This is a genomic window from Chitinophaga pinensis, from assembly GCF_007896845.1.
Lineage (GTDB): Bacteria > Bacteroidota > Bacteroidia > Chitinophagales > Chitinophagaceae > Chitinophaga > Chitinophaga pinensis_C.
Genome location: NZ_VOHS01000004.1, coordinates 259,767 through 281,080, shown reverse-complemented (window position 1 = coordinate 281,080; position 21,314 = coordinate 259,767). Strand labels below are relative to the sequence as shown.

At 44.8% G+C, this 21,314-nt stretch carries 22 protein-coding genes; 18 read left to right on the top strand and 4 right to left on the bottom strand.

The window, feature by feature from the left end; genetic code table 11:
• Together FEF09_RS06170 and FEF09_RS06165 are read right to left on the bottom strand one after the other, a co-directional pair.
• On the bottom strand, positions 1–759 hold the full coding sequence (locus tag FEF09_RS06170) for a LytR/AlgR family response regulator transcription factor (protein ID WP_146304301.1): 759 nt from the start codon (positions 757–759) through the stop codon (positions 1–3).
• A complete protein-coding gene (locus tag FEF09_RS06165) occupies positions 734–1,801 on the bottom strand; it encodes a sensor histidine kinase (protein WP_146304300.1) in 1,068 nt (355 codons plus the stop codon). Before FEF09_RS06165 ends, FEF09_RS06170 begins: the two co-directional genes overlap by 26 nt.
• A 145-nt stretch (positions 1,802–1,946) precedes the next feature.
• Between FEF09_RS06165 and FEF09_RS06160 the strand changes: the two genes are divergently transcribed.
• The 15 genes from FEF09_RS06160 (at position 1,947) to FEF09_RS06085 (ending at position 17,721) form a co-directional block, all read left to right on the top strand.
• Positions 1,947–4,265, top strand: a complete 2,319-nt coding sequence (locus FEF09_RS06160; protein ID WP_146304299.1) for a TonB-dependent receptor — start codon at positions 1,947–1,949, stop codon at positions 4,263–4,265.
• 5 nt (positions 4,266–4,270) lie between these two features.
• Positions 4,271–5,083: a DUF4249 domain-containing protein gene (locus tag FEF09_RS06155; RefSeq protein ID WP_146304298.1), complete on the top strand. Its 813-nt coding sequence runs from the start codon at positions 4,271–4,273 to the stop codon at positions 5,081–5,083.
• Between the two features lie 104 nt (positions 5,084–5,187).
• Entirely contained in the window at positions 5,188–6,027 is an 840-nt protein-coding gene (locus tag FEF09_RS06150; protein WP_146304297.1) for an AraC family transcriptional regulator, read from the top strand.
• A 70-nt stretch (positions 6,028–6,097) separates the two neighbouring features.
• The gene (locus FEF09_RS06145) at positions 6,098–6,922 is read left to right on the top strand and encodes an inositol monophosphatase family protein (RefSeq protein ID WP_146304296.1); all 825 of its coding nucleotides are present in this window, start codon (positions 6,098–6,100) and stop codon (positions 6,920–6,922) included.
• Positions 6,923–7,395: 473 nt separating this feature from the next.
• Entirely contained in the window at positions 7,396–7,788 is a 393-nt protein-coding gene (gene tssD, locus FEF09_RS06140; protein ID WP_146304295.1) for a type VI secretion system tube protein TssD, read from the top strand.
• Positions 7,789–7,855: 67 nt separating this feature from the next.
• Entirely contained in the window at positions 7,856–8,353 is a 498-nt protein-coding gene (locus FEF09_RS06135; RefSeq protein ID WP_222596925.1) for a type VI secretion system amidase effector protein Tae4, read from the top strand.
• 6 nt (positions 8,354–8,359) lie between these two features.
• A complete protein-coding gene (locus FEF09_RS06130) occupies positions 8,360–9,169 on the top strand; it encodes a hypothetical protein (RefSeq protein WP_146304294.1) in 810 nt (269 codons plus the stop codon).
• Positions 9,170–9,238: 69 nt separating this feature from the next.
• Entirely contained in the window at positions 9,239–11,092 is a 1,854-nt protein-coding gene (locus FEF09_RS06125; RefSeq protein WP_146304293.1) for a type VI secretion system Vgr family protein, read from the top strand.
• A gap of 9 nt (positions 11,093–11,101) precedes the next feature.
• Positions 11,102–12,472: a hypothetical protein gene (locus FEF09_RS06120; RefSeq protein WP_146304292.1), complete on the top strand. Its 1,371-nt coding sequence runs from the start codon at positions 11,102–11,104 to the stop codon at positions 12,470–12,472.
• A gap of 124 nt (positions 12,473–12,596) precedes the next feature.
• Positions 12,597–13,511, top strand: coding sequence for a DUF6531 domain-containing protein (locus tag FEF09_RS06115; RefSeq protein WP_146304291.1), 915 nt, complete (start codon positions 12,597–12,599; stop codon positions 13,509–13,511).
• Positions 13,450–14,121, top strand: coding sequence for an RHS repeat domain-containing protein (locus tag FEF09_RS06110; RefSeq protein ID WP_186774208.1), 672 nt, complete (start codon positions 13,450–13,452; stop codon positions 14,119–14,121). The genes FEF09_RS06115 and FEF09_RS06110 overlap by 62 nt, the downstream gene beginning before the upstream one ends.
• A 237-nt stretch (positions 14,122–14,358) precedes the next feature.
• On the top strand, positions 14,359–15,216 hold the full coding sequence (locus FEF09_RS06100; RefSeq protein WP_146304289.1) for an RHS repeat protein: 858 nt from the start codon (positions 14,359–14,361) through the stop codon (positions 15,214–15,216).
• A gap of 15 nt (positions 15,217–15,231) precedes the next feature.
• Positions 15,232–16,578, top strand: a complete 1,347-nt coding sequence (locus tag FEF09_RS06095) for an RHS repeat domain-containing protein (RefSeq protein ID WP_146304288.1) — start codon at positions 15,232–15,234, stop codon at positions 16,576–16,578.
• 13 nt (positions 16,579–16,591) lie between these two features.
• On the top strand, positions 16,592–17,095 hold the full coding sequence (locus FEF09_RS06090) for a hypothetical protein (RefSeq protein WP_146304287.1): 504 nt from the start codon (positions 16,592–16,594) through the stop codon (positions 17,093–17,095).
• A 149-nt stretch (positions 17,096–17,244) separates the two neighbouring features.
• Positions 17,245–17,721, top strand: a complete 477-nt coding sequence (locus FEF09_RS06085) for a hypothetical protein (protein ID WP_146304286.1) — start codon at positions 17,245–17,247, stop codon at positions 17,719–17,721.
• Positions 17,722–17,850: 129 nt separating this feature from the next.
• Here the strand turns inward: FEF09_RS06085 and FEF09_RS06080 are convergent, their stop codons facing one another.
• Positions 17,851–18,711, bottom strand: coding sequence for a DUF1266 domain-containing protein (locus tag FEF09_RS06080; RefSeq protein WP_186774207.1), 861 nt, complete (start codon positions 18,709–18,711; stop codon positions 17,851–17,853).
• A gap of 348 nt (positions 18,712–19,059) precedes the next feature.
• On the opposite strand from FEF09_RS06080, the gene FEF09_RS06075 reads away from it, so the two are divergent.
• The 3 genes from FEF09_RS06075 (at position 19,060) to FEF09_RS06065 (ending at position 20,071) form a co-directional block, all read left to right on the top strand.
• Complete coding sequence (locus FEF09_RS06075) at positions 19,060–19,476, top strand: hypothetical protein (protein ID WP_146304284.1); 417 nt, start codon at positions 19,060–19,062, stop codon at positions 19,474–19,476.
• The gene (locus tag FEF09_RS06070; RefSeq protein WP_146304283.1) at positions 19,431–19,697 is read left to right on the top strand and encodes a hypothetical protein; all 267 of its coding nucleotides are present in this window, start codon (positions 19,431–19,433) and stop codon (positions 19,695–19,697) included. The genes FEF09_RS06075 and FEF09_RS06070 overlap by 46 nt, the downstream gene beginning before the upstream one ends.
• Positions 19,698–19,777: 80 nt before the next feature.
• Entirely contained in the window at positions 19,778–20,071 is a 294-nt protein-coding gene (locus tag FEF09_RS06065) for a hypothetical protein (RefSeq protein ID WP_146304282.1), read from the top strand.
• Here FEF09_RS06065 and FEF09_RS06060 read toward each other — a convergent pair.
• A complete protein-coding gene (locus FEF09_RS06060) occupies positions 20,043–21,293 on the bottom strand; it encodes a PmoA family protein (protein WP_146304281.1) in 1,251 nt (416 codons plus the stop codon). The two genes, FEF09_RS06065 and FEF09_RS06060, sit on opposite strands and share 29 nt — an antisense overlap.
• Positions 21,294–21,314 lie beyond the last annotated feature (21 nt).

Here is a 21,314-nt window from a genome sequence, read left to right as displayed (position 1 = left end):
TCAACGCTCTCCCAGCCAGGATAAAAACTGAGGAGTCTTTTCCTTGCTGACCGTAATCACTTCTTTGAAAGACACATGCAGATTAACACATAACTTGCGGGACAGGTAATGTGATGCATCTTTTATAGCTTTACGGTTCACAAGAAACTGCCTGTTTACACGGAAGAAAATATCTCCGCACAGCTGCTCAGCCTCCTCCAGTGACTTCTTCAGGTAATAATGCTGACGGTCGAAAGTCATCAGACATAAAGTCTCCCTTTCGATATAAAACAGTGCTATACTATCCAGTCTTACAGGGACGATCTTATCCTTGTAATGAACCAGTATGGCTGCTGGCTTAGGCGCATGCTCGTATACAACGTCCAGCGCATTTGCGGCGCCGGTATCTTTTACAGTAAAACTGCGACGCAGCGTATTGTATTTTCTGAGTGCATCCGCAATAGTGGCATCCGTAAACGGCTTCAGAATGTATTCAATACCATTTGCCTTAAACGCCTGCAACGCATATTCATCATACGCTGTACAAAAGATGACCGGCGCCGTTACCGCTACATTCCTGTATATATCAAAACTCTCTCCGTCTCCCAGCTGTATATCGCTGAAGATCAGATCCGGCATTTCATGTGTTCTGAAATAGGCAACTGCCTCCTTGACCGACTTCAGCACCGCCGCCACCTGCACCGTATCATCCAGTTTCTGGATACTCTCCTGCAGGTCCTCTGCTGTCAGCGCCTCATCCTCTATGATGACTACCTGCATGTTGTAAAATTTTAATTTTCACGGTGAATGTCTTCCCGTCATCCTCAATCAGTATATCCTCTCCTGCCAGCATCCGGTAACGTTCTGTGAGATTCATCAGTCCACTGCCTGTAGATACTTCGGTCTGGTGTTTGACCTGCAGATTATTCACTACTTTCAGATACTCTCCTTCCTGTATGACCTCAAGACATAGCGGATCTTCCACCGTCAGTACATTATGCTTGATTGCATTCTCCAGCAAGGGTTGTAATGAAAAAGCCGGTAACCATTTATTGGACAATGACTGCTGATCTACCCTTATTTCAAAACGCAAGGCCTCCCCCACTCTCATCTTCTGCATTTCCATATAATCTGAACTTAGTTTCAGCTCATCCTTCAGCGAAATAATATCCCGTTGCCCTTTTGAAATACTTGCTCTCAGAAAATCCGACAGATGGATCAGATACTCCTCCGCCTTCTCCGGTTGTCGACGGATCAGAGACTTCAGGGTATTTAATGCATTGAACAAAAAATGTGGATGGATCTGCTGACGCAATAACTGGTTAATAGCCTCCGTGTTGGCAAATTTCAGGCGTGCATTCTCCAGCTCCGTATGATTCTTCGCGTGTAACAGCGTTATGTAGTTATGGAGGATAAATACCAGCACATTCACCACCAGACCATGTAACAGGAACAACATCGGCCAGATCATCTTATTCCGGACCTGCTCATACCAGTCCGGTATCAGGTAAGTATGCAGGCTCGAATACAGTATTCCTCTGAATAACAAATAATTAAATAATGACGCACCGGTAAAACTCAGCACTATTCTGATTATCTTGTAGTTGCGGGAACCATATTGTAAACGGGAAGCCAACCATAGCATAAGCCCTAAATTGTACATCCCCATAAAGAATATTACGATGTACATCAATGCAGACTTGAGAAGGACTGTATTGAGGGAGTATTCTTTGGCAGACGAGGTTAGCCCCACCAGAATGGCAATACATAAAGGTGCGATCAGGCTCACGCGTACAAGACTTCTGACAGGTATATTTTTCATGTGCTTCAGACTGCAAATTACACACTACAAACCGGACGGCTCAACTTTTCCCTGTCCGATTCAGCGTTAATTTTGTCTGTTTCAGCCCGACTACTTTTTGCATATCAGATAATTATTATTTGTTTCGCACTAAATTTTAAACCGGATGAAATCAAAATTGTTGCTGATTGCTGTCTCGCTGATGGCCCTGCAAGCCACGGCACAGCAGAAACATACAATTAGCGGAACCATTAAATCCAAAGCCAAAGGCGAAACCCTGATCGGCGCTACCGTAAGAGTCAGCGGTGGCGGGGGAACCACTACCAACGAATATGGATTTTACTCCATCACCCTCACCGATGGCAGACACAAACTTGAATTTACCTCTATGGGCCTTCAGACAAACAGTCTGGAGTTTACCCTGCGTAAAGACACCACCATTAACATATCTCTGGAAGACGAATCCGTTTCCCTCGGCGCTGTAACCGTTACCGGTACCAGCACAAAAAGAAGCCTCGCCGCCCCTCAGATGGGTCTGGAGAAGCTGACAGCCAAGGAGATGAAAAATGTACCCGTTCTCCTCGGTGAAAGAGATGCGATTAAAGTTATCCAGTTACTGCCCGGTATTAAGTCCGCCGGTGATGGTAACGCAGGTATGTACGTTCGTGGTGGCGCTGCCGACCAGAACCTGATCCTGCTGGATGAAGCGCCTGTATATAACGCTTCTCACCTGCTGGGTTTCTTTTCCACCTTCAACTCAGACGCGATCAAAGATATCGCTGTGTATAAAGGCGGTATGCCTGCCCAATATGGCGGCCGACTGTCCTCCGTACTGGATATCAAGATGAATGACGGTAATAATCAGGACTTTGGTGTGAGCGGCGGTATCGGCCTCATCTCCGCTAAACTGAACGTCGAAGGCCCTATCCAGAAGGATAAATCTTCCTTCCTCGTGACAGGCCGCAGAACTTATGCCGACGTCTTCCTGAAACTGTCCAATGACTCCAGTATCAATAACAATAAACTCTACTTCTACGATATCAATGCCAAATTGAACTACGAACTGGGCGATAAAGATAAATTGTACCTCTCCGGTTACTTCGGAAAGGATAAGCTGGGCGTAGGTGACCTCTTCGGTCTGTCATGGGGAAATACCACCGGTACCCTTCGCTGGAACCACATTTTCAATAACAAATTATTCTCCAACACCTCCCTGATCTACAGTAACTATGACTATACTGTATCTATCAACAGTGGTTCGGTAAATGCAGATATCTATTCCAAGATCAGGGATTATAACCTGAAAGAGGAATTACAATGGTACCCTTCTTCCAGTCATAATGTCCGTTTCGGTATCAACAGTATCTACCACACCATCACACCGGGTCAGGTAACTACTTCCGAAACCTCTCAGATCAATGCAAGATCACTGGAAGACCGCTACTCATGGGAGAATGCCATATATGCTACTGACAGCTGGAAAATGTCTGAAGCGCTCAGCATGACCTATGGCCTGCGTCTCTCCAGCTTCAGCGTACTGGGTAAAGGTGATTTCTTCAACATTGACCCGGATGGTAAAATACTGGACACCCTGCACTACAAAAAAGGGGATTTCGTAAAAACTTATGTCAACCTTGAACCAAGACTGGCAATCAGCTATAAACTGAATGCTACCTCTTCCGTAAAAGGATCTTATGTGCGTAATACACAAAACCTGCACCTGATCTCCAATAGTACGACCAGCAGTCCGACAGATAAATGGGTGGCCAGCACCAATATTATCAAACCGGAAATATCTGATCAGTTCTCCATTGGTTACTACAAAGACCTCTTCGGTGGCGACTATGAACTGACAGTTGAAACCTACTATAAATCATTGCAGAACCAGATCGATTACCGTGATGGTGCTAATGTAAACTCTGTCAGCAATGCGATCGAATCTGAACTGCTGTTTGGTAAAGGACGCGCTTATGGTATTGAGTGGTTGTTCAAAAAGAGAGTAGGTAAGTTCAATGGCTGGGTGAGCTATACATTGTCCAAAACTGAAAGAAAGATCGACGGCATCAATAACAGCGAATGGTACAATGCCCGTCAGGACAGAACGCATGACATCGCGATCGTAGCGATATACCAGCTGAGTCCTAAATGGACACTCTCTGCGAACTGGATCTATTATACCGGTGATGCAGTAACCTATCCTTCCGGTAAATACAATGTCGATGGACAAACCGTTTACTACTACACCGGCCGTAACGCTTACCGTATGCCAAACTATCACCGTCTGGACCTCGGTGCTACCTTACAGCTGAAGAAACGCAAACGCTGGTCATCCGAACTCGCTTTCAGTCTCTATAATGCTTATGGCAGAGAGAATGCATATACCATCACATTTGAAGACAGTAAGGATGATCCGACCAAAACAGTCGCTAAACAGACTGCATTATTCAAATACATTCCTTCTATCTCTTATAACTTTAAGTTCTAATAACCATGCGTAACAGTTTAATATATACTTTACTAGGCTCGGCGCTGTTGTTGGGCACCGCCTGTGAAAAAGAGATTGATCTCAATCTGAACGGTAATGACAACAAGTTAGTGATCGAAGGCGTGCTGACTGATAATAAAGGCGGATGTAATGTGAAGATCAGCCGTACCAAGACCTTCGATGCCAACAATGATTTTAACGGTGTATCCGGCGCCAAAGTACAGATCTGGAACGGTACAGATACCACCCTGCTGACAGAGACGTCTGAGCCGGGTGTTTACATCGCATCTGAGTTGTCAGGTGTAAGCGGTACTACGTACGGAATGCTGGTTACCATTGATGGAGAACAATACACAGCTACTTCACGCATGCCTTCAAAAGTTCCTTTTGATGCATTATCAATTGTTGAAGAAGACCTGTTTGGCGACATGACTAAAATAGCCAATGTCAACTTCAGAGATCCGGCAGCTGAGACCAACTACTATCGTTTCCGCCAGTATATCAATGGCAAAATGATCAAGAGCTATTGGGTAAGAAATGATGATCTGACCAATGGTAATGAGATCAATGCACGTCTTTACATCCTCGGACAGGATGATGATGACGAAACACTGAAGATTCACGCTAAAGATGAAGTGACCGTAGACATGATGAACATCGATGCAGATGTATACAAATACTTCTTCAGTCTGAGCAACAGTGCAACCGGTGAAAGCAATTCTGCCACACCTGCGAATCCTGTAAGCAATATCAAAGGCAATGCGATTGGATATTTCAGTGCGCATACGCAGGAATCGAAGACTATTATTGTGCCGTAACAACGCAACATAGCAACTGTAGAAAGCCGGATCGTAATGGTCCGGCTTTTCTTTTTCCCGATCCGACCCTGATTCCCCGATGAATATGCCTACTTTTACCAGGCATGAAAAAACAGCTTCCTTTCTATTCGCTGGAGCCATCCAATATCGGCGGTCTGGTCATCGAAGATATCCCGGAAGATATTGCCTATGCCACTATGCCGCATCAGGATGATCATTATCTGGTCATGATCCTGACGGAGGGTGTCGGAACAATGGAAATGGAGGGAGAAGTTTTTCACTGCACAGCCCCTGCTTTGATGGTGATCAAGCCTATGCAGGTGCACTTTGCGCATGAGGTACACAGCGCAAAAGGATGGATCATTTCCACTGCGCCTTTTCTGATACCCGATACGCTGGCAGTTGCTTTTCAGAGTCTGCAAACAAAACAGCAATATGCACCACTTCATGATGCCGGAGACCTGATACAGATGGCGCTCAGTTTACAGGCTACCTTCAACGCCGGCGGCTGTCCTGTACGTTATAAACCGGCAATTATGAAAGGACTCAGTGAAGCACTCTTTCACCGGATATTACCTGAATTTGAGTGCATCCTTGAAAATGGCGCACAAAGCATTCGTCAGGCTGCGGCTATCACCCGTCAGTTTATGCAACTGTTGCAACAGGAAGGAGCCGCGCAGACACCCGCTTTTTTTGCCCAACAAATGCACATTACGCCCGCTCACCTGAATGACTGTGTCAGGGAGACAACCGGTTACCCACTGACCTACTGGCGGCAGTATGCTATGCTGAATGCCGCGAAACGCCTGTTATACTACACGGACAAACCTGTCAAGACCATCGCATGGGAACTGGGTTATGAGGATCATACCTACTTTTCCCGCCTGTTCCGCAAACTGACCGGTGATACGCCGGGCAATTTCAGGAGCAAATTCCACGAATAGTCCAACATCTTCCTTCCCGACTCCAATTCCTACCCTTTTTTCCTGCCTTTCTTTGCTGTAAAAAAGAAAGATGAATACTTTACTTATAAAAAGTAGTGAGGTCATTAAAAAGGCCGGAAATTGCATAAAAAAGGAGGTCCCATCTGTAAGAGCATGGAATAAGCAGGAGATGCTGTTCCAGTTTAAACGGGTGAACACGATTTGCACTAATATCATCCGGGAAGGCTTACTGGCGATTGCACCGGATATCCTCTGGTCAGATGCCGAATTTGCCCCCCGTCAGCAAAGAGAATCGTCTCCGGGCGACCGGTATTGGGTTTGCGATCCGCTGGATGGAGCTATTCATTTCCTGCAGGGATTCTCTCCATGGTGCATATCGCTGGCACTGATTGAAAACGGACTGACCGTATGCTCAGTCATTTATGATGCGGTAAAAGATGAACTATTTACTGCGCTCCGGGGGCAGGGAGCCTGGATGAATGGTGAAAGACTTTCTGTGAATATACGCAACAGACTCAGCGATGCTATATTGGTAACCGCCCATCCCAATCAGCCGGATAAGGCAACAAAAGAAGTACGTCAGCTGATGGACACACTAGGAAACTTGCTGCCGCAGGCAGGAGCTGTCCGGATGACAGGTCCCTCTTCCTTACAACTGGCTTATGTGGCCGCAGGCCGCATCGACGCATTCTGGGAATCGGGGGATGATGCCTGTGACTGGCTGGCTGGCGCCCTGATGGTGGAAGAGGCCGGTGGTGTGGTCAGAACTCTGGATGGTTTACCTTATTCCCTGCAAACGGACACAGGCATACTGGCAGCTAATGAAACAATGGCAGATCTGGTGGGGGAAGAGATCGCCCGGACACTCTTTGCTGATAGCCGGGTAATGGCCTGATCTGCTGCTGATATTTATTATCCTTTTATTATCCTTCGTTCATCCTTCGTTTATGAACGAAGGATGAACGAAGGATGAGTATTATCAAAGCTTTATCAAACCGGATCTGTATTCAAGATAGATAAGTTCCCTTGTTCCCCCGCAGCATTTATCTGTAAATTGCCCCGCAGCAAATCTCCCTTTGTGCGAACTTCCACAAGCTCAGCAAACAGAACAGTAACATCTTTTTTAATCTGTTTTTTTTGATAAAATAATTCACAATATGTCCCGGAATATTTATTTTCGCATTGACCATGTATCTTTAATTGAATAGTTATAAGCGTTAATCCGGCATCTGAATTTTAGTAACTATGGAAAAACCTGCCGCTTGCTGAAGCAGTTAATCCGGTCCCCAATTTCCATATACATTTTCATTTGCTGCCCATAAAAATTTCATTACTAATACCATATTAATCAAGCAAAACCTCAAGGATATGTCATTTAAAGCAGTTATGCGTATAGACGGAGAAGAACTCAATGTATTGGATTGCCATTTTTCTTTCGCCCAACATACAGATCACAACGGAAAACCCGCTGCCCGTCCGACGGGAGGTGCTGTTACTGTATTGGTAGAATCAGATGGTAATACAAACCTCTTTGACTGGATGGTATCTAACACGCAGACCAAAAGTGGCAGCATTGTTTTTTATCGCCGTGACGCCATGTCTAAAATGAAGGAATTAAAATTCACTGATGCCTACTGCGTAGAATATGAAGAGCATTTCAAAGCAGCAGGCGATGTTCCCATGCAGATCAAAATGGTACTGTCAGCCAGAGAAGTACAGCTGGGCAGTTCCGTGTATAAAAACCCGTGGCCGCAATCCTGATAAGGACTCTGCCGGCTGTTTTGTTACCCCGATATATCATGTGATCACTGATTAAAACATTGTACTCATGGCCCTGAAAAAATTCCCTGCTTTCAGTACATTATGGAGCAGTTATCCACACGATTCCCAGGCACCGGCGGGAAGTGCCCATGCTATGCCCTGCGATGAAAAAGATAAAAACGGATTTTATCACTATGAAAATCAGTGTGCCATCCGTATGTCTCATTGCCTCATTAAAGCCGGCATCACATTATCCAACTACACGGATCCCAAATGTAAACATGGCTACGCCAGAGGAGCAGAAAGTCTGGCCACCTGGTTATGGCGCAATTTTGGTAAACCATTGCAGGTAATATGCAGCAATGCGGCCCAGAAAAATGCCTTTCTCACAAACCAGTACTGGTCAAAAAATGGCATCATTTTTTTTAAAGACTTCTACGGTACCAACAATACAGGCGACCACATCGATCTCCTGTATCATGTCAACACACAAATTATGACAGCCACCGGCGATTATACCAATGACAGCCGGGTAAAAGAGATCTGGTTCTGGGAAGTAAACTGACACTGTATGAAAATATGCTATCTGATATGTCTTTCACTATTCTACACAGCCACCAGCATCTGTGCACAAAGCCAGACCGGTAAAGTGGCAGTGAAAGATGCCGTGTGGATGCCTAAGCAATACCTCGAAGCACGTAAAGCACATCCTCCGCAGGATACATTCTGGAAAACAGTTGATTTTACAAAGTACCTCAGTCCGGTGAGTGCACTACGCACAAGAACCCTCCATCAACAACAGGAAGTAAGCGTCTATACCTATGGTGCAGAAAATTTCCCCATTGCTGTAAAAGGGACCAATCACGCCGGGCAACGAAAAGAATGGTTGCTGGATAAGCCCATTTTTACCGGCGGACAATCAGCAATATATGACAGTGTACATTTTAGTCTGATCAGTCATCATAACGATCCACTGGATCTGTGGATAGGCCTCGCCTATCCGGATGGCAAAAGAGACTCTATACAGATGGGCCCCGTGCCAAAAGAAGAAAAAGATGCGCCTTTATGGATGCATTCCAATAACTATCTCTCTTACTATTTCAAAGGCAAACAGTTTGACGTGTATGATGATAAAGGCGCCTTACTGTACAATGATGTAGTCACTGACACAAACGGTATCATTAACGGACTACCCGGTTACAAATCATGGAACATTACCTCATCTAATATGTTTCAGGTCACCGCCGATAAACAGGGAGCCGCCAGCATCTCCAGTTTTAATGTCAGTTTCAAAGGAGAAAACATCGCCCTTCAACCACAACAGGTGGAAGGCGAACTAAACAGACCATTGTTACTAAAGGAAAAACATAATAAAAATTAAAGCGCAGGCAACAGATGAAACGCTTTTTCACTCAGCTGCTGCCAACGCTGCATTCCAAATTTTTATATTATGGCACTGAATACAAGTACCTCATTCTCCATAGCCGGACAACAGTTCCAGACCTTCAATACGATTGAACTGAGACAGTATCTGGATGACCATCATGAGTTTGAAATATATGTGAGCTATGACTGGTTTGAAAAACTGGGAGGCGGCATCTCCGGTGCTGCGAATAAATTTCTGGGAGAAGAAATCGAGATCACCGTGGCTCCTGCAGAGCAATTACCGGGTGTGAAAGACCTTATCTTTAAAGGGATCGTTACCAACATCACCACAGGAAAAATGGGCGATGGCACACATGGTCATTGCATCATCCGTGGGCATAGTCCGAGTATTCTGCTGGATGATGATCCGCACATCACTTTCTACGAAAACAAATCAGTGTCTGACATCGTATCTGCAACTGTTAAAAGTTATCCGCCGAATGTGCTGAAAACAGCCATCAATCCGGATACAAAAGAGACGCAGAAATATGTGGTGCAGTATAAAGAAACTTCTTACGAATTTATTCGCCGTCTGTCTGAACGCCATGGAGAATGGTTCTTCTATGATGGTCAGCAAGTGGTATTTGGTAAATATTCTCCGCAGAAAGCAACATTGACCCATCAGGTAGATCTGCTGGAATTCAATATTGCATTATCTGTAAAACCCAACAACGCCAAACTGAATGGTTATGATTACCGGCAGGATAAAGTGGTAGAAGATACCACACAATCAAAAGAAACGGGTAAGCTGAATGCTTATTCCCAACATGCCAGTGATATCAGCAGTAAGTTATACAGCCGTGAAGGTTTGTATAAAATGAATTACCCTTTCAACAGCAGCGCAAAAGCACAGCTGGATAAACTGACGACCTTACAGAAAAAAGGGAAACTTGCCAAAATGGTGACTATCAAAGGTAGCAGCACCAATCCTTCTTTCCGTATCGGCGATACTGTCAGCATCAAAGAAGCTGCTATGGGTACAGAACAACATCATGGTGAATTCATGATCACTAATATACGTCACTACTGTGGCGCCAATGGCAGCTATCACAATATGTTTGAGGGTATTCCTGCAGATGTGGCCACACCACATATCAACCTCAGTAATATTCCTTATACAGAACCACAATCTGCTGTTGTAACCGAAAATAATGATCCTAAAGGGTTGGGCCGTATCCGTGTTCGTTTCCGCTGGATGCAACAGGGACAGACACCATGGATAAGAGTGGTATCTGCTTCAGGTGGTGGTGATAAAGGTATGTTCATCATGCCGGAAGTAGGTGAAGAAGTGATTACTGAATTTGAAGGCGGTAATCCGGAACAACCATTCGTTATCGGTGCTACCTACAACGGCGGTGCGAAGAGCAGCTATGGCAATTCAGGCAATGATATGAAAGCCCTGAAAACCAGAAGTGGGAATACAATCCTCCTGAATGATGCAGCCGGCAGTATTACGGTGACAGATAAAAATGGCAGCAGTATGGCCATGGATGGTGCAGGTAATATCACCGTCAGTTCTCAGACACTGATCACTGTGAAAACAGAAGATCATATCGTTGTGGAAGCACCAAATAAAATTGAATTCAAATCTAAAGAAATACACATCGTCGGTACAGAGAAAGTATTTATTGGTGAAGAAAATGCCAGCATACTGGTGGATAACGCAGCAAACAATATAGAAAGCGGCGCCAAAACCATTACGTCTGCAGCAGAATCTGCCAATACCGTTTCCAGCGGATCCAACCTCTATATTGACACCAAAAACTTCTATGCAGCAGGTGAAAATGTGGTAAATATTGACAGTAGCAAAGGCAACGTCAAAGTAAACGGAAAAGTGACCACGGATATCGTTGGCGGCATGCTGAACCTGAACTGTTAATCCAACACTATGAATGAACACAATCCTATAGCGCAACTGGTCAATAAGATACAGCAGCAATGGCGGGAGAAAACAACGGGAAAACCATCCCTGCGATTTGTACGGTTCATTATCAAACCGGAGGAAGCGCGTGTCTACGAAGGTTTCTGTAAACTGGAATCTTCTGAACATGGGAGTCTGCCGGAAGTGTTTGTTACACACCTCACCTCTTTCGAAGATGAAGACACTTTCAGCGCAGCCCTGATCAAAGACTGGCTGGATACTTATGATAAAAGTACCGGACTGCTGGAGCAGGTACAACAGCGGACTTCCTTTCAATGGGATCCCAGTCCATACAGACAGGCATTAGAAAAGCAGCGGGGCTTTCAGATGGATGATACCTTGTTATCATTGCTGGAAAGTTTTAAACAGGCATTACCGCAGGAAAGAAAAGAATTGGTACTGGCACTGATCCCCCGGCAGGTCAGCAGTACAAAGGATATGAAGAACTGGATCAGTAATCTGCTTAAAAAAGGAATACCGGCAGGTGTAAAATTACTGGTCATCGATCATGTAGATGCAGATCACTTTGCCCTGCAGGACAGATATTTTCCGGATATGCTGTTGCACCTTCATATTCCGATGGATCTGCATGGCGCCATAAAAAAACTGGCTGGCGCCGGTAATCCGAATGATCCGGAAATCATGCTGCGCAAGTGCGTATTCGAAATGGGGGCAGCACTCAAAGATAAAGATGTAAAACGTCTGCATCGCTGGGGCCAACAGGCATTGGACACTACGCAACGCAGTGGTAACAAAGGATTATTTGCCACCGCACATATCATGTATGCAGGCATGCTTTTTCACTTTAAGAAAGATCCGAAAATACCTGAACTGCTGGAACGCGGACAGCGCATATCCAAACAGGGTTTTCAACAGGGAGATGGCGCCTGTCTGCCATTAATGGTACAATTCTACGGATATCACGGCGCTTATGCGCAGATACGCCGCCGCTTCACAGAAGCTATCAACTGGTTTATACAACAGGCCGAACTGGCTGAACTACATAAATTCTCCCAACAGGCATTGAATGCCTGGTATCAGGCTGCAGAACTCTGCAGAAGAAAAGACAGCAGCCGCTATTATGATGTACTGGAAAAAGGCTATCTGGCTGGATGGCAGCTGCCGGATGAAGAAATCACGGCTTCTATTTACATCTATCTGTTGCGTGACTACTATGATTATGCACATGCAAACCGGAAACAAAACATCATACAGGATATAGACGAAAGAATGGGCCGGCTCTTTGGCGAAGACTGGAAAGCCGATGTAGACAATATCCGCAAGAAAAGAGCACCATTGATCCTGCCACTCGAAATGGAAGAACCCGAGGCTTTATAGTCTCTTAAAAATAATTACATATGCTGGTCAGCAATAAACATTTCATACCCGTCATAGGGCTTGATATCCACATTGTTATCCTGCTGGGATTTCCCATTCCCTGCCCCACCCTTACATAGGATTCGTGCTCGATCCCATGGACTATATTCCATTCATGGGCGCTACCACAAAAGTAAATCATGTACCACGCGGTGTCAGTGATACAAGCGGGATCATTATCATTCTCTTTCACTTTCCAATGGGAGGCCCATGGCTGCTGGCGCCAATGATCGGACATGACTCTGTGAATTTCTTTGGCAGCAAGACAGTGACGGCAGAAGGCAGATTATTAAGTCCTACAGGACATATGCTGATGACCTGTAACGATATCGGTATTCCGCTCTCCTTACAGCCGGGAAAGAAACTGAAACCAATCCCCAGCATGTATTTACCTACCTCTTTTTCTATTCCGCTTTCCTTCGGAAAACCGGTGATGGTAGGTGGCCCTTATGTGCCTGACTGGGCAGGTGTATTGCTGAATCTTGTGATGTCATTTGGGTTTGGCGCACTGATGAAAGGATTGGGCAAAATCGGTAAGAAAGGACTGACAAAATTCAATCATGCCTTAAAAGGAAAAATAGGTAGCAACAAACTGAGTAAGGCATTGTGTAAAAAAGGATTTGAACCGGTTGACCTCGTACAGGGTATTGTGATCTATGATGGTACCGATTTTCAGTTGCCGGGGCCTATTCCGCTTCAATGGGACAGATCATGGAATAGTGACAGCCAGTTTGAAGGCATGCTGGGACATGGTACACACCTTAGTTACGACATGCGTATACAAGAGTTCCTGCAGGAAAATGTTGTAGTAGTATTACTCGGGGATGGTCGTAGTGCCGTATTTGAAAGTCTGCCGGTACCGGGAGCACATGATTACAATCGTCATGAAAAACTAACACTCACACGGACTGATATAGATGAATACCTCCTGTATCATCATGAGGACAAACTGTATTATACCTTCCGTAAAACATATACAGGGCCCATCAGTATCACTTAGTCAGTATACATATAAGGCACAATTCATTATCAGTTTCCATTATAATTTCCGGGGCACGCTCGTACGTGTCATTGACAGTGCAGGCAGACATCTGCATATCAGCAGTGATCATGCCGGCCGTATTACAAATGTCAGCGTACATCACCGCGGACAGGAAAAAGTACTGATCAGTTATGCATATAATGAAGCAGGAGATCTGAGTACGATTACCGATGCACTCGGCCAAAGCACTACTATCACTTATGATCATCATAAGATGGTAAAAAAGACGGACAGGAACGGACAATCATTCTATTGGGAATATGATCAAAAAGGGCGTTGTGTCTATACCCGCGGAGACGGTGATATACTGAGTGGCCGGCTGGAATACCACCCGGAAGAAGGATATAATCTTATTACAAATTCTCTGAACCAGACTACCACCTATTATTATACGCCTGACTTTGTTGTATATCAGATAAAAGATCCGATGGGGTATTCGAGGTTCACTGAACATACTCCTGATTTTGAAGTATACCGTGAGATCAATGAAGAAGGGGATGCTACCGTTATGCATATGATGAAGCGGGCAATCTTACCAGCATCGTTCATCCTGATGGCAGTCAGATAAGCTATACTTATGATGAAGAAGGAAATCTGCTGGTAGCAACAGATGCTGCAGGTAACAGCAGGTCATATGTATACTATGAAGATGGGCTCTTACATTCACGTACAGATGCAAATGGTGGTCTGCAGCTTTTCACATACAATGAACAACATCTTTTAAGCAGCATCACAGAACATGAAAATGGCGTGACCCTGTTCACATATGATGAGGATCATAACCTGTCATCGCTAACTTTCCCTAATGGCGGTACTGCACACTGGACATGATGCATGGGGAAAAACGCTGAGTGCCACCAATGCCATGCAGCAACAACAGGATTTCCGGTATGATATACTTAGCAGAGTGACTGACATTTATACACCTGATGGTAACCACATTCAGGTGGAATACAATGCTTATATGGACGTCATACGTGCAAAAGACAAACAACACGATGTCAGGTTCCAGTATACACCACTTGGTAAAATGAAACTACGTGAAGAAAATGGCGTCAAAGTGCATTTCTTATATGATACAGAAGAACAGCTAAATACCATTGTTAATGAGCATGGAGAAAGTTTTCATTTCATCAGAAACATGCGCGGGCAGATCATACAGGAAAAGAATTTCGATGGCCGTATCTGGCACTATCATACTGATGCGGCAGGCAGACTTTTAACAATAGACCGGCCCGGTGGCAAACAGACTACTTTTGAATACGACTATAATGGCCTGATCACCCGCAGTGAATATAGCGACGGCAGCTGGGAGACTTTTAGCTATGATCCCAATGGCTTACTGATTGAAGCGGTTAATGAATTTAACACACTTCAATTCAAACGAGATAATATGGGGCGTGTGGTCGAAGAAATTCAAAACGGACATACTGTTGCCACTACCTATAACAGGAAAGGAGAAAAACGGAGTGTCAGCAGTTCTTTAGGCGCCCTCATTACCTACAATTATGACAAGGCAGGTGGCACCAGCCGTATTCAGGCATCCGGAGGGACTTCTGCCACTCAATGGATAACAGCAATACAGCGAAATCATATCGGACTTGAAACAGAACGCCTGTTTCCCGGCGGTGTGAAAAGCAGCTGGTCATATGATAAAGCCTGATGCCATCAACACATATTGTCCCAGCAGGATGAAGTAACGCGTCATATTATCTATCGCTGGGATCCTCATGAAAGATTGCGGCAGATGGTGAATACGCTGGATAAAACTCAGGTAACATTTGGTCACGATGAATCAGGATCACTTGCCTGGGCACATTATGACCATCAACAGTACGATTACAGGCTGACTGACAAAGTAGGTAATGTGTACAGCAATGAGCTCCGGAAGGATAGGAAATATGGCGCCGGCGGACAACTACAGGCATCTGCCAACGGACAGTTCACATACGATGAAGAAGGGTATCTGATAAGCAGGACCACCCGCGATTTCAAAGTATGGCAATATGAATGGTATGGCAATGGTATGCTTAAAAAAGTAATCCGCCCGGATAAGGAAACGGTTACATTTGAATATGACGGTATTGGCCGCAGAACAGCCAAAACCAGCAAACGGCAAACCACCAGATGGCTTTGGAATGGAGATACGCCTTTGCAGGAATGGACATATGAAAGTGCGCAACGGCCAGTGGTCAGTATAGATGAAATGGGAAATGTAATCGTTGCGCAGGAACCGGTGCCGGCAGAAACCCTGATCACGTGGGTATTTGAAGCGGAACATGCAACCCCCATAGCAAGATTATCTCAGCAGGGAGACTATTCCATTATCAGTAACTATCTGAGTACTCCCTGTCAGGCATATGATACCAACGGTCAGCTGGTATGGGATGCTACGCTGGATATTTATGGGAAGATCCGGAAGATCAAAGGAGCTAACCATTTCATACCTCTCCGCTTTGCAGGGCAATATGAAGATGCAGAAACAGGCCTGTATTATAACAGATTCAGGTATTACCTGCCTGAAGAAGGCGTATATATCAGTCAGGACCCCTTAAAACTTGCAGGAGGCAACCGTACGCTCTATAGTTATGTGCAGGATACAAACAGTCAGGTGGATCCTCTGGGATTAAATGTAGTTGATGCTGTGCTGACGCTGAAGGGACAGGCACCCCAACAGCTTCCAAGAGTAAAGGCCACCAATGGCGCCATCAACGTACCGGGGCGTACTGAAGATGCAGAACAGAAACTACTACGTGATCTGAAAGACCAGTATAAAGGAAGGCTGAAAGAGCTGAATGGGGCGACACTTGATATTGAGTCAAAACCAACGTTCATATTCCGGAACGGGAAGGCCATCCCTATTGACAGGGGTATGAAGCCATGTGACTGGTGTAACCCGGAGATGCATAACTTTGCGGTAAGGCGCAAAATGAAAATCAACTATACATATAATAAAAAAACGGTCAGCTATCCGCTGGCAGGATTCGAAAAACAGATTCTGACAGCGCCGCATGTTTGTCCTTAATAACATCTTGTTTATGTATCCGGAAACAAAAAAGCTTATACAATCCATTCAATGGAACCAATTCGAAGGCGGCTATGGTGATTCTCCTGAAACCGTTGCATCTTCCTTACTCACACTATGTGATGCGGAGGATGAAGACAGTGTCTATTCGATCTTATACAGTGATCTGATCAGCCACCTGAAATATGGTTTTGATGTTTTTCCGATAACGGCTCCTGTGGTAGACGTATTCACTCAATTGAATGAGGAACACTTTGCACATCAGGCGATATTACTGGATTATCTCGGTTACATTTACGCCACTGATATCAGAGAAGCTGTTCCTGTATTGTCTTACCCGGTCAGATATAGTTATGCAAAAAAGATAAAGCCGCCAGTCCCGGCTTTGAAGCTTTCAGAAAATTTTTCAAAACATATTACTACGGAACAGACAATCCGGAGTTACATAAGAGTGATGTATACTACACCGCTTCTCTTTTTCCTGAAAAGAAAGAGATCGCAAGAATATTTGAGCTGATCACTGATAATAACGAGGATACTACGTTCGTAAAAAATGCGGTTATCAGCGCAGCGCTGATTAACTATCTGCAAAAAGAAAAAACGGCATTACCTGACAATATTGCTGCCATACTTTCTGGTGATGATGAGCTTCAACCTTATGTGTCTGTGTATAAAGGATTCAGTGGCGAAGCAATAGAAAAAGCTGCACTGGAAACGCTTTTTTCCACCTATCAGGACGAAACACTGCTGTGGGCGCAGGCCTTTACATCAGTGATAGCAACAGATGCTTTGCTGATTGGTAGTCTTTCAGATAAGCAACGCGTGCGTAATGTGTTGGACAAGGATATCTTCCCCTTATTGCAGGAAAAGAAAAAGGAATTTGAAGAAGAAGAGCAGGAACTGGATTTTCCACTTTATCCATTTATGGCAGAGGATATTACCAGTATTATATTCAGGAATTTCCTCAACAGGGGTAAGGCACTTGAGCCTGCTGACTTAGATGACCTGCAAAGGTACTGTCTCGAACGGCTCTATGCAATGAAGATACATACACATGCGATGTTACATGCGGGGCTGTTACCGGAAGGTATTACTCCTTCGACACAACCTGTTTTGTTGCCTATCTATAATTACACGATTTAACTATATGACATGAGTTGCATCAGCTGACGCAGTACTTATGTTCAGTCAGCTTATTTATGGCAAGCGATACACATAAAACGCCCGTTGCAGAAAAGCTGCAATGGGCGTTTGCTATAAATTAAGGTGCAATTATTTCACTGGCATATAGCTATAGATGCTGTACTTACCTTCCAGCATACCAGCCACTTCTTCTTTAAATCTGGCATTATCAGCTTCTCCACCGCCCCAGAACTCACGTCCCAACAGGAAGTCATTAAAATAGGATTTCCAGTCGCTATAGCGGGCCTGTGCTACCTGTGGTGCTTTCATCAGCCATGCCATGGCTTCTCCCCTGTTAAAATAACCTGCCTGATAGGCTACACATATATTATTAATATACCGCGCCAGATCCCATGCTTTGATACCCGCACTGCTGAATGCTGTATAATGATCTTTAATAAACTGTATACCGGGCAGATCTTCCTTCGTCAGCTTATATTTAGTGAGATCGAGCGTATTGAGGTTGGCAGCAGCACCACCGTTTTCATCCAGTACTTTACGGTATTGGGCATATTGTGCCTGATGCCCTTCATCCAGTAACCAGGTCAGCGACTTTTCCAATCCGGCTACGTTGTGGATATCCCAATACTCCGCCAGTGTAGCTTTTGCATCTTTTTCACCCGCAGCATCTCCCGGTTTGAAAGGGAAGATGAAATAACGGCTGTAAGCGGCCTGCATTTCTTTTGAGAAATCAGCGGTACCGGGTTCACTCTTTACGGCTGGTTTGATCAGACCATCAAAGGTGTGGGTAGGACCACCATAACCATGTACAAAATAAACACCTGCCAGCATAAACGGATACAGTTCCTCATTTTTAATGGTCACTGTTTCCGCAGCGGCTACCGTCTGTTCCTTTTTTTCCTCCTTACCGGCATTACTGCTGTTGCATCCCGCTGTGGTCAGGGCCAACAGGCTGACAGCAGCGATGATTTTTGTATACATTCCTTTCATGTGGTATTTATTTAATAAACAAAGAAGCATCAAATATAGAACTTTTCAAATTTTATAAAATATCGGCTATGATAATCAACCACTTAATAAATACCCTACAAAACCTGTAGGGTATTAAGAAAATATCCCTATATTTGTGTTGTTAATAACAGGCAATCACATAAATAAATCAAGTTTATATGCCTAATGCTATCAAGAGAAAGATTGAATGTACAATGACTGTAGCGCTGAACGTCTGTTGCTGCTGTAACTGATGCCCCGCTGGTACTTTAGACCGGCAACGTTTCTAAAAATCATTACAACCATTCATTAATCACTGTCTACCAACCATCCCTTAAAACTTATTTTATGTCTAACAACATCAACAGATACGCAGATTTCTTCCCCGAATATGAACTTGAGTATGTGAAAAAGTCTTACAAGGACAGAACCCCTATCAGCCCTTTACGTGCTGGTGACAGACTGCCTTCTTTTAACATCAACAGAAAAAACATCATTGCCACTTCTGATATATTAAAGTCAGTGAATGGTGCACAGCCTGTAGAGCAGCTGCTGGATCGTCCGCTGGTATTGGTTTTTCATTCTATTCACTGGAATGGTTATGGTGAAAAACTGCTGGAAGACCTGAAAGATATCTATGCAGATATCCGTGTAATGGGTGGACAGCTGTTGCTGGTCACCGCAGAAGAAAAAAATACTTTGACTATGCTACGGCTTCATTGCAACTGCCTTTCGCCAGCATCTGGGATCAGCAGTTTCAGATAGCACGTAAAGCAGGTAACTACTCCCCTTCTGACCCGATCTGGGATAGATTATCCGGAGTAAATGAAGATGTACCGACACCGGCCGTTTATGTACTGACACCATCACTGAAAATAGCTTATAGCTCAGTGGATCTGTACATGGAGCAGTCGCTGAACAAAAGAGATGTATTATCCGCAGTATATGATGCGAGCCATCAGGATTCACACGGTATTGCGATCTAAAATATTGATCAGATGAAAAAGCGAAGCCCCGTTCTCTTTGCCAGGAACGGGGCTTCGCTTTTTTATTTGTATCTTGAAGGATGCTTACGAACCCTGAACAACCCACTTCCGGGGAAAAAGACCCCGCTTCCTGGTCCACCGTTATATGGATGCTTGTTATCTCCCTGATCGGCTTCGGCTTTGCCATCGTCCGTTTTATTCAGTTCACACAACAGGAACATCCGTTAAGGGGGCTTCGTCTGACTCGTATAGAGCTCTATATTTATCGTGCTACCGGTCAGTGGGGTGTTATCATCATTTTCATTATTATGGGCATTTTCGGCCTGTATAATGCCATTAAAGCGTTCAGATCGATCCGTTCCATGCAACCGTAACTTCCGGAGGTTTCACATAGTCCTGATAATAGTTTTCTATTTCTTCGGTGCTGAGGTCTTTAATAAAAGTCACTACCCGGTAGCGTTGTGTGTAATACCTCCCGTATTGCAGTATCCATTGCTTCATTTTGGTCGGACTGAAATTCATCATGATCTCTCCTCTTTCTGAATTCTCCGGCCATACTCTCAACGGTTGCGGAGAATCAAAATTGCCGGGATCATTCATGATCAGAATACCCGCCTGTCCTTTTTCTGTACGACCTGTTATCTTGATCCAGCGGGCGCGTGTACTGTCCGCATCTTTCCTTGTTTTTCCTTCAGAAGTCAGTACAGCACTGGTAGCAGCGGTCCATGCCGCCATCGTCCGGAGACCGAAGCCACCCCCATAACGGTATTGCAATAGGGTAATCCCGGTCGTATCGGCACAATTCAGTGTACTGGCAAAATCCCATACAAAACGTGAAGTATCCGTTCCGCAATTCAATGCTTTCACCTCCCATTCTTCATTCATAGCTGTCACTTTTTTGCCGCCGGAAAAGGCGATATGATCCTGCAATACAGTAAAGCCACAGGCTACAGGTCCCTGCACTCTGCCGGCCACGCCTTTAAAGCGTACCGTTCCCTCCTTTTTCTGCAGGTTCCAGAAGTCGGTTTCCTTGCCCCTGAAGGTAGTATGTGTCCACGGATTCCAGATCCCTACATGGTGCCAGTGTCCTTCGGGATGGATATTGGTGATGACTTGTCCGTCAGGTGCCCATAAGGGATGAATAAAGCCGCTGCGACGATATACAGTATCCAGTCCTGCGGGAGGTTCAACGATACTGTAATTGTATTGAAGCAATTTCCTGCTTCCCTGAAGCAATAAGAAAGTGCCTGCGGTATCTTTCAACTGCATGACATTACCGGCAGCAACAGACGGCCCCTTTACCAGTTCGTATACACGGGTATTACCGGCAGGCGTGATTCCATCCATGATCCAGTACAGCTTGTCGTTCAGCAACTGAAAAGGCACGGGGGAACGCTTATTGCCACGTACTTCCAATAACTGAAAAGCATCCGGACCGGGCTGGTTAACATTTTTGAGGGCAGTATACACAGCGGTATTGAGACGCCTTGATGTACCTGCTTTTACGCTGATACGCGCAAGGACCTGTGCATCAGCAGACAGTGTCGCAAGTAATAGCAGGAGCGTCAGTGTACGCCACTTACATTCGTTTTTCATAACAGTGATTGTTTGAGGGTA

Excerpts from the sequence above, each read along its gene's own strand:
- FEF09_RS06170 (WP_146304301.1), bottom strand. The coding sequence starts at position 759 with ATGCAGGTAGTCATCATAGAGGATGAGGCGCTGACAGCAGAGGACCTG.
- FEF09_RS06165 (WP_146304300.1), bottom strand. The coding sequence starts at position 1,801 with ATGAAAAATATACCTGTCAGAAGTCTTGTACGCGTGAGCCTGATCGCA.
- FEF09_RS06160 (WP_146304299.1), top strand. The coding sequence starts at position 1,947 with ATGAAATCAAAATTGTTGCTGATTGCTGTCTCGCTGATGGCCCTGCAA.
- FEF09_RS06155 (WP_146304298.1), top strand. The coding sequence starts at position 4,271 with ATGCGTAACAGTTTAATATATACTTTACTAGGCTCGGCGCTGTTGTTG.
- FEF09_RS06150 (WP_146304297.1), top strand. The coding sequence starts at position 5,188 with ATGAAAAAACAGCTTCCTTTCTATTCGCTGGAGCCATCCAATATCGGC.
- FEF09_RS06145 (WP_146304296.1), top strand. The coding sequence starts at position 6,098 with ATGAATACTTTACTTATAAAAAGTAGTGAGGTCATTAAAAAGGCCGGA.
- tssD (WP_146304295.1), top strand. The coding sequence starts at position 7,396 with ATGTCATTTAAAGCAGTTATGCGTATAGACGGAGAAGAACTCAATGTA.
- FEF09_RS06135 (WP_222596925.1), top strand. The coding sequence starts at position 7,856 with ATGGCCCTGAAAAAATTCCCTGCTTTCAGTACATTATGGAGCAGTTAT.
- FEF09_RS06130 (WP_146304294.1), top strand. The coding sequence starts at position 8,360 with ATGAAAATATGCTATCTGATATGTCTTTCACTATTCTACACAGCCACC.
- FEF09_RS06125 (WP_146304293.1), top strand. The coding sequence starts at position 9,239 with ATGGCACTGAATACAAGTACCTCATTCTCCATAGCCGGACAACAGTTC.
- FEF09_RS06120 (WP_146304292.1), top strand. The coding sequence starts at position 11,102 with ATGAATGAACACAATCCTATAGCGCAACTGGTCAATAAGATACAGCAG.
- FEF09_RS06110 (WP_186774208.1), top strand. The coding sequence starts at position 13,450 with ATGAGGACAAACTGTATTATACCTTCCGTAAAACATATACAGGGCCCA.
- FEF09_RS06100 (WP_146304289.1), top strand. The coding sequence starts at position 14,359 with ATGGCGGTACTGCACACTGGACATGATGCATGGGGAAAAACGCTGAGT.
- FEF09_RS06090 (WP_146304287.1), top strand. The coding sequence starts at position 16,592 with ATGTATCCGGAAACAAAAAAGCTTATACAATCCATTCAATGGAACCAA.
- FEF09_RS06080 (WP_186774207.1), bottom strand. The coding sequence starts at position 18,711 with ATGAAAGGAATGTATACAAAAATCATCGCTGCTGTCAGCCTGTTGGCC.
- FEF09_RS06075 (WP_146304284.1), top strand. The coding sequence starts at position 19,060 with ATGTCTAACAACATCAACAGATACGCAGATTTCTTCCCCGAATATGAA.
- FEF09_RS06065 (WP_146304282.1), top strand. The coding sequence starts at position 19,778 with ATGCTTACGAACCCTGAACAACCCACTTCCGGGGAAAAAGACCCCGCT.
- FEF09_RS06060 (WP_146304281.1), bottom strand. The coding sequence starts at position 21,293 with ATGAAAAACGAATGTAAGTGGCGTACACTGACGCTCCTGCTATTACTT.